The following is a 16,822-nucleotide window of genomic DNA, read 5'->3' on the forward strand; positions in this document are numbered from 1 at the left end:
CTTATAGAAAATTCTATAAGCTCTAAATAGCTTATTATCTTAAAAGTTGAAGCACACCCTGAGGCTCCTGATTAGCTTGTGCAAGCATTGCCTGTGCAGCCTGCTGCAATATATTATTCTTAGTGTAATTCATCATTTCACTTGCCATATCTACATCTCTAACTCTGGATTCTGCTGCCTGCAAATTCTCAGATGAATTATCCAAGTTTGCTATAGTATGCTCAAGCCTGTTCTGGTAAGAACCCATCTTGGATCTTGACTTTGATACGGAAATTATGGCACTGTTTATTTTAGTTATAGCAGACTGTGCAGAAGTCTTATCACTTACAACAACTGCAGAAATATTTATAGCATCTTCTCCCAAACTTGCTTTTGTTTGAGCCTTCCAGCTCAAAGTAATTCTTTGGTTAGAATCATTATTGGCCCCTACCTGAATGTCAAGGGTTTGAGCTGTTTTAAGTATATCCTGTTCATTGAACTGGGTAGCATTTGCTATTCTATCTATTTCATCTATCAACTGACCCATTTCATCATTCAATGCTGATCTATCAACAGTAACATTTGTATCACTGGCTGACTGAACTGCAAGTTCTCTCATTCTCTGAAGAATACTGTGGGTTTCATTTAAAGCACCCTCAGCAGTCTGTATTAAGGAAATACCATCCTGTGAGTTTCTTGAAGCCTGGTTAAGACCTCTTATTTGAGCTCTCATTTTTTCTGATATGGAAAGACCTGCTGCGTCATCTCCTGCCCTGTTTATTCTAAGACCTGAAGATAATTTTTCCATTGATTTTGCCCCATTACCTGTGTTTATTCCCATCTGTCTGTGGGCATTCATAGCATTTAAATTATGATTTATTATCATATCTATTCCTCCTTGATTCTAGAAATTCAGACATCCATGTCTAAATTTTATGTTTTATTGTATCCTATTAATAAAATCGTATATATTAATATATACTTTACACTTTCTTATATTTTTTTATTAAAAAAAATTGAAGAGTGTATACCATTTTTATTATAGGCATTTGAAGCATTCTTGCTTTTAAAAAATGCTTTCATATCAGTTCCAAGTTCATCTTTTTTTCTATTGATAAGTTCCGCCATATTACTGTCCAATTTTCTCAATTCAAGCTTTAAAAATACTTCTTTTCCCTCTTCCAAGGTATAATCTATATTTTCAATAGAATCTAATATTTTTTGCCTTATGTTAAAAAGGCTATTCAATTCATCCAATTTCCCCTCTTCTATATACTTCATTATTTTAAAACTGAGTTGCTTGTATTGTGACATAGCTTCAATTAATTGTGAATTCATAATATCATACCAACCTCTTCAACTTAAATTAACTGCTTTGACCAAGTTGTGCCAAAAGCTGCTGCTGCTGTGCCTGGAGCTGTACCAATGCCTGTTCAAGCTTGGAATATTGATCATAATATTTATTTTCCTTGTCATTCATAGCATCTGTAAGCTTGGTTATCTGATCGTCTTTTTCATTCATCCGTTGTGTCAGATAATTGGTAGTATCTGAAAGATCCCCAGATATTCCTGCCTGTTCAAGAAATATACCCTTTCTTCCATTTGAATCTCTTGTAGTTCTTGTATAATCCTGTATTATATCATTTATTCTCTGGAATACTCCTTCATCATTATATCTTTCATCCCTCTGGGATGAAGTCAAATTAGGACTGTAATATTTATTTACACTGGAAGTCTGCTTTGTCAGAAGCTGTGATACTTTATCTCCATTATTCTGGAGGGCACTTTTTAGTTTATCCTCATCAACAATTAATTTTCCATTTTCACTCCAATCAGATGAAGTAGTTATGCCTATATCTGCCATAGAAAGTCCAACTCCCTCAACAGGTGTATATATTGACTGCCTTAACTGTATCATGAAATTATTCAATTCAGAATTATTTTTCAAAAGTCCCTGCTTTGCTTTGTCTTCCCAATTTTTTATATCATCATCCTTCATATCAGCTTTCTGATCATCAGTAAGAGGAGTGTAACTATAATTTCTTTTTTGATTTAATTGGTCATTAAATGCCGTAATCATGGAATTATATTGTTCTACAAAGCCTTCTATATTCTTTACAATCTCATCTGTATTTGAATTAAGTGAAAAACTTATATCCTGATTTAATGTAGTATTTGAATTTAATTGATAATTAACTCCATCAATAACAAAATTATTGCTATTTTTTGTTACTTTAATAGCCACCTGTCCAGGCGAAGTTATAGTTAAAATTGCATCATTTCCATATTCATTTACACTACCTGTTCCAAACAGAGTATTAATAAAATTTCCACTAGCATCTGAAACAGATATTGTGTTATTTGAACCCTCACTTTGAGATGATATGCTGAATTTTCCTGTAAGCTGGCTGTAACTTATATTAACATTTGACTTACTTGATATATCATACATTATATCCTGTATAGTTTTATCTTTTTGTTCACCACTATCATTAAAATCATAGTTAAAATCTACACCATTTACTTTAAAGCTGACTGCTCCATTGACCAAGTCAGACATCTTCTGAGAGGTACTCATCGTAAGCTCCTGATAATTTGAAGCACCAATTACACCATTTGCACTTGCAGTAGAACCCGCTGTAATTATCACCTGCTCTGCAGATTCAGACTTAAACTGCAGTGTATTTCCATCCGATAGTTGTGCTGTTAAATAATTCGAATTTATACCACTACCTGTCAGTGCTGTATTTATTCGAGATACAAGATCACTTAAACCACTCACAGCTCCTGATGATAGCTTAATTCCATAATTTGTTTCACCTATTTTCACATTAAAACTGTCATTAAAACCTTCTATGATTTTATTATCATAACTTAACAAGTTCCCATCAACTTTTACATTGCTTCTAGAAGGATTATCTTCAGTACCACTTGTACCTGAGAGATCCACTGCAATTGGAGTCACAGTAGTACTCCCTGCAGTTATTGTTGCACCTCCAAGTTCATTCTTATCCTTATCCACAACAGTAAAGCCTGAAAAATCACTTTTAGCAGTTAAAGAAGCCTCACTGGTAAATTTCACAGAAGGATCTTCTTCAGAGGCTTTACCGCTTAATGCAGAACTAACTGCAGATGCAAGAGTATCCTTTGTGTAATTCCCCTCAGACAATGTAACTTTATAGGTGTGTCCGTCATAATTTACAGTTATGTCCTTGTTACTGTCGTCTATTTTTATAAGATTTTCAAAATCTATTTTTCCATTGCTGTTTACTGCTGCTGACACTTTGCCTTTTAAAGCGTCATTCTCCTGTACTTTGGAATTTATGGCACTTGCTACATCATTTATACTGCTATATTTTGCTTCAGTATCAAGAGTTATCTCAGTACCATTTATTGTAATTTTATTGTTAGTGCTGTCTATCTTTACTCCATAAACAGGACTGCTCATATTCTGAACTTTTAAAGCTGAATCTGAAACATATGTTGCCTTTTGAGCCAACTGCTGTACATTAATACTGTAATTTCCAGAAACTGCATCTGCCCCTGCAGATACAGTAATGCCATTTGTATCTGCTGAACCTGAAACAGCCAATGCAGATATATTTTTAGAAGACAGCATATAACTACTTCCCTTTAAAACATCAAAATAGGTGCTCTGAAATGTTTTTACAGTACCTATAAGACTTCTATATGTGTCCTGCTGCCACTGTAATAATTGCTTCTGCTGCTTTACTTTATCGACTTTTGCCTGTTCTGTCTTCATTAGACTTTGTACTATGCTTTCTACATCAAGTCCTGAAACAAGTCCTGTCATTCTCATTATATTATTATTATATGACGCCATATATATCTCTCCTTCTTTATTAATTCACAGAAACTAAAAATTCATTTATTCATTCCTACAGACACCTTATAAGCCTTATTCCAAGCATCCTTTACATTTTCTATTAATGGAATCACCTCATCTATTATTTTTACATCTTTTTTGATATTTGCATATACAAGTCTTCTCACTATAAAATCATATACACTCATAAGCGATTGTCCCCAATCTCCTGCTTTTGAAACATCCAGTGTAGCCATAAGCTCATAAAATATGTTTTCAGCTTTAATTATATTTTCATGGGCTTCTTTTATATTTTTATCTACTATAGCCTGTCTTCCTATTTTTACAAACTTAACTGCTCCATCCACCAGCATTAAAAGCAGCTGTTCCTTGGATGCATAATTTATACTGTTGGTTTTATATGCATTATAGGCATTAGCTGTATACATTATTCTAGGCCCTCCTTTTATTCAATTCACAATTCACATTTTTAATTTATAGTTTACATATAACCTATTATAGATTTTTCACAGAAAAATCATCCTAAAATTGTGAACTGTGCATTATAAATATGCATTATTTCTTCACATCTAAAATAGTTCCTCTTTCCCTGTCCCTTGAAATGTTATCCTTTGGTTCTTTAAAAGCCTCTACCTGTACTTCTTCTGTCTTAACAGCTTTTACTAGGATAGGTTTTTTATTTTTTCCCTGTTTATACTTGTTAAGCTCGGAACTAAACCCCCCCTGTCTGTCTTTTCCCCTATCTCTGTAATCTTTGTTTATAAAAATTCCTCTTTTATTGTGGACTTTTCCTGCACTTGTAGTATCTTTTACTCTTTGACGAACTTCCGGGTCTACTTTATTCAATCTAAATTCCATTAAAATCACCCCGTTTTATTCAATTTACAATTCACTATTTTTAATTCACAGTTTACATATAGCCTATTATAGATTTTTCATAGAAAAATCATCCTAAAATTTTGATTTGTGAACTGTGTATTGTGCATTAAATTGTGATTTGTGAACTGTTAACTGTGAATTGAAAAAACTATTAGACTTTCTTGTCCATAAAAAGTCCTGCCAGTTCACATAGTTTATCTACCATATCCACTATCTTTTTGGGAGGTATTTCTTTTATAACTTCCGTGGTATTGTCATCTACTACTTTTATCACAATATCATTTAATTTTCCATAAACCTCATATTCTAGATGAGTAGGTGTATCCTCTAATAACTTATTTAGCTTGTCTACAGCTTTTTTTGTATCTTTTGAATCTATATTTTTATCTCTAGTACCAATATTATCATCTACTGAAACTACATCAGCAGAAATTACTTTACTTTCACTGTTACCAGATGTATCAAAAGATACTTGTCTTCCCTGACCTATATCCTTAACTTCCATGCCAAAACACCTCTTAAAATTTACTTTTTACCTTTTAATTTTTTTAATACACTTATATCTGAAGCTGCTGAATTTTTATTTTCCTCTTCTATCTCCCTGTAAAGTTCTTTTCTAAGTATGGTAACACTTCTAGGTGCAGATATGGAAAGTTTAACAGCACCCTCTTCTATTTTTGTAACTGTTATTTCTATATCTTCCCCTATGAGCAGCGATTCTCCTTTTTTTCTGCTTATAACTAACAACTGACCTCCCCCTTAAAAAGTGGGTATTTTATAGGATATTCCACCTTATCCAGTATTAATTGTTCCCCAATGTTCTCTTTTATATTTATTACTATGGGAGCTTTTAAATTAATAGTTATATTCTCTAATACAGAATTTAAAGTAACTGTATTTACTATAAAAATATCTTCCATATTTTCTATTTTTAATTCAGCTGTCTTATCTTCATTTAGTTCAAATTCATAGTCCTTTAATATATCAAAAGGGGACGCTACTATAATTCCAATATTCTCATCTTCAATAGAATGAAGTATATAAAATAAATTGTTTTCCTCTGCAGGAACCAGTATGAATTTTTTTAAATGTTCAAAACCCGGAATACCTTTTCTAAAAACTACAATATTTTTTTCATCATATTCCAATAACCCGTGGTATTTCGTATTTAACTTCATAAGTCCTTCTCCTTCTTTAAAGCTTCCATTTAATTAAGATAATCCATAAGAGTAGACTGCATTATTTTTGCACTGGTTTGAAGGCAGGCTATATATACTGTAATCATAGTGGCATACTCCACGGTTTTCTCCGTTACATCTATATCCTCTATTTTAGAAAGAGTTTCAGTTAAATTTATCTTTGTAGAACTATTTTGATCACTTAAATCTTCCATCCTTTTTTCTTTTGCTCCTATTTCAGAACGAACCTTAAGTACCTGTTTTGAAGCTGCATCTATATCCGCAAGATCTTCATTTGTAAGTTTTCCTTTTGCTGCTGCTTCATCCTCTTTCCATATATAATACTTCCCATCAGAGCCTAGTATGGCACCAGCTGTATTTTCATCTACGGTATTACCGCTTGAATCTGTATTAGATTCTACCTGTCCAGCTAAGTGATGTACTATTCTGTCCATAAGTGTCCTTATATCATTTCCTTGTCCTTCTCCATACTGCATTACTTCTACTGCTGTAGCATTATAACTTAAAACTACTCCCTGAGACACTTCTATATTTTTATCTAAAGCTATATTGTCCATGGCTACACTTGAAAGTTGTTTATCGGAACTAGATGCCATATCTGATATATCTGTAGTAATTTTTATGATGTCACTTTTATCTACAGCTAAAAATTTTATATTCCCATCATTGGTTTTTACTACATTTATTCTATCTTTAAGATTAGAATTATTCTGTATCTGGCTATTTAAATCTTTTACCACATCATCTACTGTTTTATCTGAAGAATTTACGCTTAATGAATAATCCGTACCTGTTGAATCTGAACTGCCCTTTACATTAAAAGTTATAGATTTTCCAGTCCAGTTATTTACATTAAAATCATCTGATACCACCTGAGGAAGTGCTTCCAATACACTTCCATCCTTGTCTGCATATTTCAAAGAAATACACCCTTCATAGATATCAGTGGTTGTATTGCCATTATCATCTGTTACTTGCCGGGTTATACTATATGTCTCTGTGGTCACAGGCTTTGATAGTCCCTGAGTACCTCCAAATATATATTCTCCTCCCAAATTTGTATTTAAAAGCTGTGCCAGTTGGGATACCTGCTGGTTTACTTCATCATTGATTTTATCCCTGTCATCCTGTCCATATGTTACATTCCCTGCTTTTACTAAATTATCCCTTATATTACCGAGGACAGTTCCTATTTGCCCTAGAGTAACATCTGTAGTGTCCATCCAGGTCAGTGCTGTTTTTATGTTTGTACCATATTGACTGTTTGCAGTTATGGAAGTATTAAGCTGCATTGACTTTTGTACATTCAAGGGATCATCAGAGGGTTTGGAAAAATTTTTAGTAGAGGAGAGTTGCCCTTGTATTTTATTTAAATTATTAAGATTTTTCTTCATATCTGAAAGAAAACTATTTGTAAGGTATTTATTTGTTATTCTCAAAACTTTACCTCCCTTTCTTGTTCAATTCACAATTTTTAGTTCACAATTCACTATTTTAGAGTTCACAGTTTTTTCTTGTTGTTTTAACTATTGAACTTAATATTTTACATATTTCCTTACATTCTTTCAACAGTTTATTTTCTTCACTTACATAATGCGTTCTGATTAATAACTCCATCCAATATTCTGTTTCGTTAGCTTCTTTTAATGCTATATTCGTTTTTGATAAAAAGTCTTTTTTAGATTGCCCTTTTAATCCTTCTTTAACATTTGCTCCAATGCTTGTTCCTGAGCGAAGAAGCTGCCTAAACAAAATATATTCTCTGTTTTTCTCATATAACTGCTTATATAAGCTTACTATTTCAACTGCAAATCGAAAAGATTTTTCTTCTATTAAATTCGAACTCACTTTTAAACTCTTTAGTTAATATTCATCTTAAATATTAACTAAATTAAAAATAAATATACCGAATTCAATTCACGATTCACAGTTCACAATTCATAGAAATTACATAATTATAGATTTTTCATAGAAAAATCCTCCTAAACTGTGAACTGTGCTCTGTGAATTATCGTTTAAGTCCATTTATTACCACATCCAAAAGTTCATCTACAGTGGATATCATCTTTGCATTGGCCTGATAGCAGTGTTGAAACTGTATGAGATTTGTCATTTCCTCATCTAGTGAAACCCCTGATGTGGATTCTCTGGATTGGGTAAAGCTCTCAAGCTGGGTAGCTTCATAATCTACCTGCTTTTTAGCTTCTTCCTCATGCATGCCCACCTTATTTACCAGATTATTAAAATAATTATCCAAAGTTGAACCGCCATTCACACTTCCTACAGCATACACATTATTTAAAGTGTCCTTTGTAGCAAAAATATCTCCTATGAGATCTTCTCTTGAGGAATCTTCTGTAACGCTTTGAATATTCATAAGACTGTTTGCCAATTGTGCTATAGCCAGTGCCCTGTTGCTGTCTGTATCGGTGCCCAGAGAATTTCCATTTGAATCATATTTGGTAGCTATTTTTATCTTGGATGGGTCGTTTAATATATCTATATTTACAGTTATATTGCCTGCATTTATATTGTTTTCATCCTCCTCAGAGTTATTTCCATCAGTATCTCCATTTACAAAGAAATTATTGATTCCTCCCTCAGGGGAACCGCTGTTATCTGCCACCCAGGTGCTGCTTTGACTTACTATGGCATTTACTGAAACAGCAAGGGATTTTGCTAGCCTATTAAGCTCATCTTGATATTCTGCCACATTATTTTGAACAGATACATATCCTTTTAATTCTCCAGAAGGGGGTGTAAAAAGTGCCAGCTGGTTAAAACTTATAGGACTGTCAACTGTGGTACTGTTATTATTTAAACTGCCGTCAATTACTTTGGCGTCTTTTCCAGAAGCATCTTTCCCATCTTTCACCTTGTAGGCAGTTCCTTCATTATTGGCCCAGAGCACCCTGCTTGTATCTAATTTGTCTGCTTCCTCTTCAGTCATACTTACATAAATAGTAACCTTATTATCGTCTGAAAGTGTATCTCCTTTTTTGTAATAAGATACCTCATAGGTGGCTTTTCCAGTGGTTCCATCAGCATCTGTCTTTTTAGTTATGCTGGTGACACAGGAAAAAGTGGCCACGTTTATATTATCTGCATCATTTGCCTGGACTATGTTAAGAGGGGAGCCTCCCTCTGAAATCAAAGGTGCCGCACCATTGTCATCTGCATCTCCATATATGGAACTGTTGGAGGTGGTTACATCTATTCCCTCATACTTTCTAGGATCAATACTTATGCCAAATTTCTCACTTAATTGATCCAGCAGTAGATCTCTACTGTCCATAAGATCATTTGGATTATTGCCGGACATCTTTACATCCTTTATTTGCTGGTTTAGCTGTGAAATCTGAGTAAGCATACCGTTTATATCCACTACTGCACTTTTTATTTCACTTTTAGCATTGTCTTTTATACTTGTAAGCTGAGAATAAACGCTGTTTAAATCATTGGTAAGCTGATATGCCTGTTGAGCTACTGTACTGGTGTTCTGGGGTGAGGATGAAAGATCCTGCCAGGAATTAAAAAACTCACTCATAAGAGAGGATATACCACTGTCTGTGGGCTCATTTAATACATTTTCTACCTGACTTAAATATTTATCCTTAGCAGTATAATGACCGTTAACTCCATTTTCCACTCTTATCTGGTAGTCTAAAAAACTATCCCTTATTCTATCTATGGATGCTACCGTTACTCCCGTTCCCAGCTGTCCTGCAATAGTTGCCGCATTCATGGAAGGCATGGTGTAAGGAGTAGTAGTAACAAGTGTAGCTCTCTGCCTTGAATACCCTTCTGTTTCTGCATTTGCTATATTGTGTGAAGTAACATTTATTGAGGTCTGCTGGGCAAAGAGTCCGCTTTTTGCCGTATTAAATATTGAAAACAACCCCGGCATTTAATCATCTCCTTTTTTTCAATTCACAGTTTTCAATTCACAATTCACAGTTGAGGAAGATTTTTCGTAGAAAAATCCATAATTTAATTTTTATAAATTGTGAATTGTGCTCTGTGAATTGTGAATTGTCTTAATCATCTGCTCCTTCCAATGGAATTATAGGTCTTTGCCTCCACATTTGGATTAAGAGCTCTTAACATCTGATGGGTAAAAATCATACCGTGCTTTATAAGTGCTTCATTGGTATCCTTTTGAAATTGCATTTTTTGAAGTACTTCTACTATGTCTTCATAAATCTTTTTTAAATTGTCGTCCTTTGCTTCTTCTATTATTTCTCTCATAGGTCTGTTTTTAGTAAGTTTTCTTCTCTTCATTTCAAGAAGAGCTACGTTTTTGCTTCTCTCCTCCAGTATTTTTACTATTTTATCTAAATTAAAGGCTTCTCTTCTTACAAGATATCTGTTTTGTTCTCTTAAGGCTTCCAAGAGCTTTTTTAAAACTGTATATTCCTCTTCCATTATATGCTTTAATTCTAAAAGCAAACTGTTTCACCTCCCCTGTGGGGCATATTACAATTTTCCCTTCATAGCTTCTATAATTTTAGCCGCAACTAATTTCTTATCCACATTATAAGTGCCATTTTCCACAGCTTTTTTGATATTTTCTACTTTTTCCTTAGAATTTATGGTTTCATCCCCCTTAACATAAGAACTTAAACTCTTTCCAAGGGATGAAATTTCAATGGAATCTTTTTGCCCTGCAGCCCTGGTTGTTTCATATTCTTTTTTACTTTTTTCATAGATATTCAATATTTTGTTTAAACTGATTCCATTAATCTTCATATAAAATACACTCCTCAAACTTAACAGCTTTACATGTTCTTCTGTAATAATTACTAATATTATCGGGTATATAAATTTAATATTTATACTTTTATAAGAAGATAAATAGGTTAATTTTATGCCAAAATCCCTTTATCTTCCCACTTTAATGAAGCCATAAATTTAATAATATAAAAGATTAAAAGCAGAGAATTACCTCTGCTTAAATTAAGATCCGATGTCCTCTATTTAAGAGAACTAATTCTATCTTCACTACTTATAATGCTCTTTATTCTCACCCCGAAATTTTCATCTATTACAATTACTTCTCCATAAGCTACCTTTTTTCCATTTACCAATATTTCCACCGGTTCTTCTGTTAGTTTGTCCAACTCCACCAGAGAACCTGTACCAAGATTTAAAATATCTTTGATACTCTTTTTAGTCCTCCCAAGAACCACAGATATTTCAAGTGGTACATCCAGTATCAGATCTATATTTCTTGGTATATTACCTTTTGAAGGAGCAGCATCTAAAGACTGAAATACTGCCTTTTGCACCTCCACAGGCTGTTTGTTTATATTGGTTTCTATAGGTTTTTCATATATATTACTTGAAGCTTCCGCCTGCGGCTGCGGACTTTTAGAAGGTGAACTAGTATTTTCAGTTTTAACAGGTGCTGCTGGTTTAGAATCTTCTACTTTTTCTTCTTCCTTTTCTTCTTCCTCTTTTCCCATCATTATGGCAATTATCTTTTTAGCCGTATTCACCGGGAATAACTGCATTATATTACTGTCCACCAATTCCCCAATCTTAAGAGAAAAGGATACTTTTATAATAGTTTCATCCTCTGATATCTCCTGGGACAAAGGTTCTGTAGCATCATCCCATATATTGGATACAGGAGGAGAAATATTTATTTCCCTCATAAACATGGTTGCCATGGAAGTGGCTGCAGACCCTATCATCTGATTCATGGCCTCAGATACCGCACTGGTTTCTATCTCACCTAGTTCTTTCACTTCCCCTTCAATTTTTCCCTCTCCACCCATCATAAGATTTGCTATTACATAGGCATCTGTAACCTTCATAACCAGGAGATTTTCCCCGATTATGCCTGCTGTATATTTAACTTCCAGTGCCACATTTGGAATTTCAAATTCATCTTTTAATTTTCTCAGTGTGGTCAAAGTCACCACCGGAGTAGTTATATTTACCTGTTGGTTTATTATTGTAGAAAGTGCTGTGGATGCAGAACCCATGGATATATTGCCTATTTCCCCAAGTAAATCTTTCTCTACATCTGACAATTCTGACCCATCTTCACTTTCTATTGCTGCTTCCGATGGAGAAGTATTTTCATCTTCTTGTCCCCCATTTAAAAGTGCATCTATTTCTTCTTGTGAAAGGAAGCCATTACTCATAATTTTCCACATCCTTATCTATAATATCCAATATTTCAATCCCCATATTTTTCCCTATTATGCCAGGTTTTCCATAGTAGTATATCTTATCCTCCAGCATAAGTTTCACAGGATCTGTAGTTTTCTCCTTCAATGTCAGTACATCTCCTATATTCAAATTCAAGAATTCATTTACCGTTACTTCTACAGTTCCAAGGACCGCTGTAAGGTGAATTCCTACTATGTTTAATCTCTCTCTAAGTTTTTCCCGGGATTCAGCCAGCACTTCTTCATCTCCATCTTGAAACCAGTATTGAACCACTAGTTTGTCAAGTACTTTTTCTATACTTAAATAAGGAATACATATATTTATGAAGGTAGTACTTTTACCAAGTTCCACTGAAAAACTTATAAGAGCAATGGGATCATTAGGTGCAAGGGTCTGATTCAGTGCAGGATTTGTCTCTATTCCCTCTACTTCCGTTTCCACTTCCATTACATCTTCCCAGGCCAATTTCAAGTTTGATATGAGTCCTTCATTTACCACTTTTATAATATTCTTATCTATATCTGTAAATTCCCTGGCCTTATATTTTCCTGTTCCACTTCCACCCAGAAGTAAATCTATAATCTCAAACACAAACTGAGGGTTTATCTCAAACAATACAGTTCCACTTAAAGGCGGCATTTTAAATATGGTCAAAATAGTAGGGTTTGGCACAGAATGAATAAACTCTTCATAAGTTATTTGCTGCACGGATTCTACTTTTACTTTTACATTGCTTCTAACCTGTGCAGTTAAATAATTGGAAATTATTCTGGCATAGTTGTCATGAATAAGCTCCAGAGTTCTTATATGATCTTTGGAAAATTTCTGGGGACTCCTAAAATCATAAGGTTTTACCTTCTGCTGTTCCTCCTCCTGAGGTACCTCATCCGGGGTAAGTTCCCCTGTGGAAAGAGCCGCAAGAAGGGCGTCTATCTCATTCTGCGATAATACATCTGCCATTTTCTTCCCCCATTTCTCGAGAAAATTTCAAGTATATGAAACTAATAAACGTAAAGGTCAATTTAATCCGAAAGAAGCTTATCTATATCAATCAAGGTAATTATTCTGTCTTTTAAATTTATTATTCCTTTTATATAGGCCTGCTTTTTCTCATCATTTTCCTTTTCTACAATGCTATCTTCTAAATCTAAAACTTCATCTACTTGATCTACACTTATTCCTACCAGTTCATCTTCCATTTCAAGTATTATTACATTTCCTTCGCTTCTGTCATTTTTAGGAATATCCATTAAAAAATTTATATCTAAAAGGGATATCACATTTCCCCTTAAATTTATAAGACCTTTTATATAAGTTGGTGCCTTAGGAACTCTAGTTATTTCCATAGCATCATTTATACTTTGAACTTTGGCTGTTTCTACAGCAAATTGCTCATTGTTTAATCCGAATATAACAACCTGCATATTTACCCCTCCCTTTATAGAGATATACAAGACTATGTATATAAATAACATTTATACATAAAATAGCAGGTTTAACTTTTTTTGTTTAAATCATACAAATATTTATCTGCACTGCATTAAAGTTTAATAAAAATTTTATCCACTTTAATGTTTTCGTTATAAACCATGCTATCTTTATATAAATTCAAAAATTTAAATCTTAAAATTTCACTTTAATTTTTAAGACGCTACAACTTTATTTATAGCTTCCAGTACTCTGTCTGGCTGGAACGGTTTTACTATAAAATCTCTAGCTCCTGCTTTTATGGCATCCATAACCATAGTCTGCTGTCCCATGGCAGAACACATTATTATCTTTGCACTGGCATCAAAAGCTTTTATTTGCTTTACAGCTTCAATGCCATCCATATCAGGCATGGTTATATCCATGGTAACCACATCCGGTTTTTCCTTTTTATATAACTCCACAGCTTTTATACCATTATTTGCCTCCCCTACTACCTCAAAACCATTTTTCTCCAGTATATCCTTTATCATCATTCTCATAAATGCAGCATCATCCACAATTAATATTTTAGCCATTTTTTTCCCTCCAAACTATTTACTACTAATATTATCATATTCCTAAAGCATTAAAAATTTTCTCAAGTGAACCAGGCATAGGGACATAATAAAAATGTCCGCTTATCTTAGAATTATTTTGTATAAACAATGTTTCTATATCCAGCACATATTCATCAAACTGTCCAGACTCTATAAATGTAGTGGAAAGTATTGCTCCCAGCATATCACATGTAACTGCAGGCACTGAAGGTATCATGTACAGTCCCGTAAGTTTGGATATTGCATTCATATAAGAACTGGATGTTATATTGCCTACCTCACAAAGCACTGAGTTTCCCATATCATTTAAATATTCTTCTTTATAACCCATTAACATAGAGATAAGCTCAAGGGCAGTTTCTTTTTCAAATATGAATAATATATTTCCCGGTGCATCTCCTAAAATTCTTACTATAACTCCTACAACTATTTCATCTCCCTCAATACTGGTAAAGATGTCGTCAAAGGGTACTATATTTACATCTGGCACTGTAATATCCACCTTTTTATTTATAAGCTGGGATAAGGCTGTAGCTGCATTTCCCGTGCCTATATTTACAACTTCTCTTAGTGCATCAAGCTGCATGGATGTAAGGCTTTTGTAGTCCATATATATCCTCCTTATACCAGAGCAGCAACATCCAATATCAATGTTACAAGACCATCTCCAAGTATTGTTGCTCCCATGTATTCCTTCAGATTTTGTAATGTTTTTCCAAGAGGTTTTATAACCATTTCTCTTTGTCCAAGCAGTGAATCTACCATGAGTCCCACAGTTTTTTCCCCTACTTTAACTATTACTATATAATTTTTATTGTTTTTAGATTTTTCAACTCTTAGTTTATCATATAACCTTACAAGAGATATTACATTTCCATTGTATATTATGACCTCTTTATTGTTGGTCATTTTTATCAAGTCCTCTTTATAGTCTATAACTCTATCCACATAACTTAGGGATATTGCCATAGTCTCATTTCCTACTCCTACCAACAACACCTGTATTATCTGAAGTGTAAGAGGAAGTCTTATTACAAAGGCAGAGCCTTCATTCTTTTCACTTACCACATCTACAGTTCCCCCCAGGGCGGATATCTTTGTCTTGACTACATCCATACCTACTCCCCTGCCTGAAATATCCGTTACTTCAGTATTGGTGCTGAATCCCTGCAAGAATATGAGGTTTCTCACATCATTGTCTGACATACCCTCGGTGTTTATACCCATATTTTCTGCCTTTTCTCTTACTTTGTCCACAGGTATTCCACTTCCATCATCTACAACTTTTATTACTGCCTTGGTACCCTCCTGATAGGCGATAAGACTTATTTTTCCAACAGGATTTTTACCTTTTGATATTCTCTCCTCTTTTGATTCTATACCATGATCTGCCGCATTTCTAATGAGATGGATCAAAGGTTCCCCTATTTCATCTATTACAGTTCTGTCAAGTTCTGTATCTGCTCCTTCAATTACGAGCTCCATTTCTTTGTCAAGTTCCACAGATAAATCCCTTATCATCCTTGGAAATCTGTTAAATACCGTATCAAGGGGCAGCATTCTAATTTTCATAACCAGATCCTGAAGATCTGAAGTAGTTCTGGCCACTTGCTCTAAAGTTTCATTTAATTCATTCAATTTATAGTTACTGCTTATCTGTTCAAGTCTTGTTCTATTTATAACAAGCTCTGATACCATATTCATAAATTTGTCCAGTCTCTCTAAATCCACTCTCACAGACTGATGCACCTTTTTGTGTGGTTCTTTTTTTGCCGCCTTTTTATTTCCTTTGTCTTTATCAGGTACAAGGGCAGGCTTTGGCTTTATATCCTCTACTTTGGATGAAGCCTCCTTTTGAATTATGGACTTTATTTGCTCACTTTGTTTATCTTTAATCTGCATCTTTTTTATCTTTTCTGCTTCTATATCTATTTTTTCTATGGACACCTCTTCCACTTCAGATATATTCATCAGATTTTCATACACTTTATTTTCATCACTTGTGGTAACAAAGGTAAGGTCTACTTCAAAATCAAAATTTTCATTTTCCAGGTCTTCTGTATTTGGAACAGATTTAATTATCTCCCCCATTTCCTCAAGACTCTTGAATATAAGAAATACTCTAGCAGATTTCAGCAGGGTATTTTCACTAATAGTTACCCTTATCTGATAAGAATTAAATCCTTTATCTCGGGCCTGCTTAACTACGTTTATATCATATTCATTTAATTCTACCTGTATGTTTTTAGTACCCTTTGCACTGTCATTTTGTTTTTCTTCCTGTATATCTTCCTTTGATTCTTTCTCTTTATCATCATTTTGTAAATTAGCTATATTCTCCAGTTCTTCTATGATACCCTTTATAGGAACTTCTTCTTCCACACCATCTTCTATATTTTTTATCATCTGCTCAAGGGTATCCAGACATTTAAATAAAACTGTCACCACATCTTGAGTAACCTTTAGTTTGCCATCTCTAAACCTGGACAATACATCTTCCATTTTATGTGTTAACTCTCCCACTTCATTAAATCCCATGGTAGCCGCCATTCCCTTTAATGTATGTGCAACTCTAAAAATTTCATTTACTTTGTCTATGTTGTGAGGCTCTTGTTCAAGTTGAAGTAGTGACTCATTTAAAATCTGCAGATTGTCCATTGCTTCTTCTAGGAACATAGACATATACTGTGATGTATCCATTTTTTTCCCTC

The 16,822-nt window shown here is 33.9% G+C and carries 19 protein-coding genes; all 19 read right to left on the reverse strand.

Translation table 11 applies throughout. The features are described from left to right. Positions 1-34: 34 nt before the first annotated feature. The 19 genes from CKL_RS10345 to CKL_RS10435 all read right to left on the reverse strand — a co-directional run bounded on the left by CKL_RS10345 (position 35) and on the right by CKL_RS10435 (position 16,811). The gene (locus tag CKL_RS10345; protein WP_012102449.1) at positions 35-865 is read right to left on the reverse strand and encodes a flagellin N-terminal helical domain-containing protein; all 831 of its coding nucleotides are present in this window, start codon (positions 863-865) and stop codon (positions 35-37) included. 107 nt (positions 866-972) lie between these two features. After that, positions 973-1,317, reverse strand: coding sequence for a flagellar protein FliT (locus CKL_RS10350; RefSeq protein ID WP_012102450.1), 345 nt, complete (start codon positions 1,315-1,317; stop codon positions 973-975). A gap of 28 nt (positions 1,318-1,345) precedes the next feature. Then, positions 1,346-3,823 (reverse strand): flagellar filament capping protein FliD, encoded by a 2,478-nt coding sequence (gene fliD / locus CKL_RS10355; protein WP_012102451.1) that lies wholly within the window; start codon positions 3,821-3,823, stop codon positions 1,346-1,348. A gap of 41 nt (positions 3,824-3,864) precedes the next feature. Next, entirely contained in the window at positions 3,865-4,254 is a 390-nt protein-coding gene (fliS, locus tag CKL_RS10360) for a flagellar export chaperone FliS (RefSeq protein WP_012102452.1), read from the reverse strand. A gap of 127 nt (positions 4,255-4,381) precedes the next feature. After that, on the reverse strand, positions 4,382-4,684 hold the full coding sequence (locus tag CKL_RS10365) for a hypothetical protein (RefSeq protein WP_012102453.1): 303 nt from the start codon (positions 4,682-4,684) through the stop codon (positions 4,382-4,384). Positions 4,685-4,856: 172 nt separating this feature from the next. Continuing rightward, positions 4,857-5,210 (reverse strand): flagellar protein FlaG, encoded by a 354-nt coding sequence (locus CKL_RS10370; RefSeq protein ID WP_012102454.1) that lies wholly within the window; start codon positions 5,208-5,210, stop codon positions 4,857-4,859. A gap of 20 nt (positions 5,211-5,230) precedes the next feature. Beyond that, a complete protein-coding gene (gene csrA, locus CKL_RS10375; protein WP_012102455.1) occupies positions 5,231-5,452 on the reverse strand; it encodes a carbon storage regulator CsrA in 222 nt (73 codons plus the stop codon). Beyond that, positions 5,446-5,883, reverse strand: coding sequence for a flagellar assembly protein FliW (fliW, locus tag CKL_RS10380; protein ID WP_012102456.1), 438 nt, complete (start codon positions 5,881-5,883; stop codon positions 5,446-5,448). Before fliW ends, csrA begins: the two co-directional genes overlap by 7 nt. 29 nt (positions 5,884-5,912) lie before the next feature. Continuing rightward, the gene (gene flgL / locus CKL_RS10385; RefSeq protein ID WP_012102457.1) at positions 5,913-7,343 is read right to left on the reverse strand and encodes a flagellar hook-associated protein FlgL; all 1,431 of its coding nucleotides are present in this window, start codon (positions 7,341-7,343) and stop codon (positions 5,913-5,915) included. A gap of 55 nt (positions 7,344-7,398) precedes the next feature. Then, a complete protein-coding gene (locus tag CKL_RS10390; RefSeq protein ID WP_012102458.1) occupies positions 7,399-7,752 on the reverse strand; it encodes a four helix bundle protein in 354 nt (117 codons plus the stop codon). A 160-nt stretch (positions 7,753-7,912) separates the two neighbouring features. Beyond that, entirely contained in the window at positions 7,913-9,811 is a 1,899-nt protein-coding gene (gene flgK / locus CKL_RS10395) for a flagellar hook-associated protein FlgK (RefSeq protein ID WP_012102459.1), read from the reverse strand. 134 nt (positions 9,812-9,945) lie between these two features. Further along, positions 9,946-10,353: a flagellar protein FlgN gene (locus tag CKL_RS10400; protein WP_012102460.1), complete on the reverse strand. Its 408-nt coding sequence runs from the start codon at positions 10,351-10,353 to the stop codon at positions 9,946-9,948. Between the two features lie 27 nt (positions 10,354-10,380). After that, positions 10,381-10,653: a flagellar biosynthesis anti-sigma factor FlgM gene (gene flgM, locus CKL_RS10405; RefSeq protein ID WP_012102461.1), complete on the reverse strand. Its 273-nt coding sequence runs from the start codon at positions 10,651-10,653 to the stop codon at positions 10,381-10,383. Between the two features lie 224 nt (positions 10,654-10,877). Then, complete coding sequence (gene fliY, locus CKL_RS10410; RefSeq protein ID WP_012102462.1) at positions 10,878-12,056, reverse strand: flagellar motor switch phosphatase FliY; 1,179 nt, start codon at positions 12,054-12,056, stop codon at positions 10,878-10,880. Then, positions 12,049-13,044: a flagellar motor switch protein FliM gene (gene fliM / locus CKL_RS10415; protein WP_012102463.1), complete on the reverse strand. Its 996-nt coding sequence runs from the start codon at positions 13,042-13,044 to the stop codon at positions 12,049-12,051. Before fliM ends, fliY begins: the two co-directional genes overlap by 8 nt. 62 nt (positions 13,045-13,106) lie before the next feature. Next, positions 13,107-13,508 carry a chemotaxis protein CheW gene (locus CKL_RS10420; RefSeq protein ID WP_012102464.1) on the reverse strand — a complete coding sequence of 134 codons (402 nt, stop codon included), beginning with the start codon at positions 13,506-13,508 and terminating at the stop codon, positions 13,107-13,109. A gap of 219 nt (positions 13,509-13,727) precedes the next feature. Then, on the reverse strand, positions 13,728-14,090 hold the full coding sequence (locus CKL_RS10425; RefSeq protein ID WP_012102466.1) for a response regulator: 363 nt from the start codon (positions 14,088-14,090) through the stop codon (positions 13,728-13,730). A gap of 34 nt (positions 14,091-14,124) precedes the next feature. After that, entirely contained in the window at positions 14,125-14,721 is a 597-nt protein-coding gene (locus CKL_RS10430) for a chemotaxis protein CheC (RefSeq protein WP_012102467.1), read from the reverse strand. 11 nt (positions 14,722-14,732) lie between these two features. Further along, complete coding sequence (locus CKL_RS10435; RefSeq protein WP_012102468.1) at positions 14,733-16,811, reverse strand: chemotaxis protein CheA; 2,079 nt, start codon at positions 16,809-16,811, stop codon at positions 14,733-14,735. Positions 16,812-16,822: the final 11 nt, after the last annotated feature.

The sequence above is a fragment of the Clostridium kluyveri DSM 555 genome, from assembly GCF_000016505.1.
In the GTDB taxonomy this organism is placed as follows: Bacteria; Bacillota; Clostridia; order Clostridiales; family Clostridiaceae; genus Clostridium_B; species Clostridium_B kluyveri.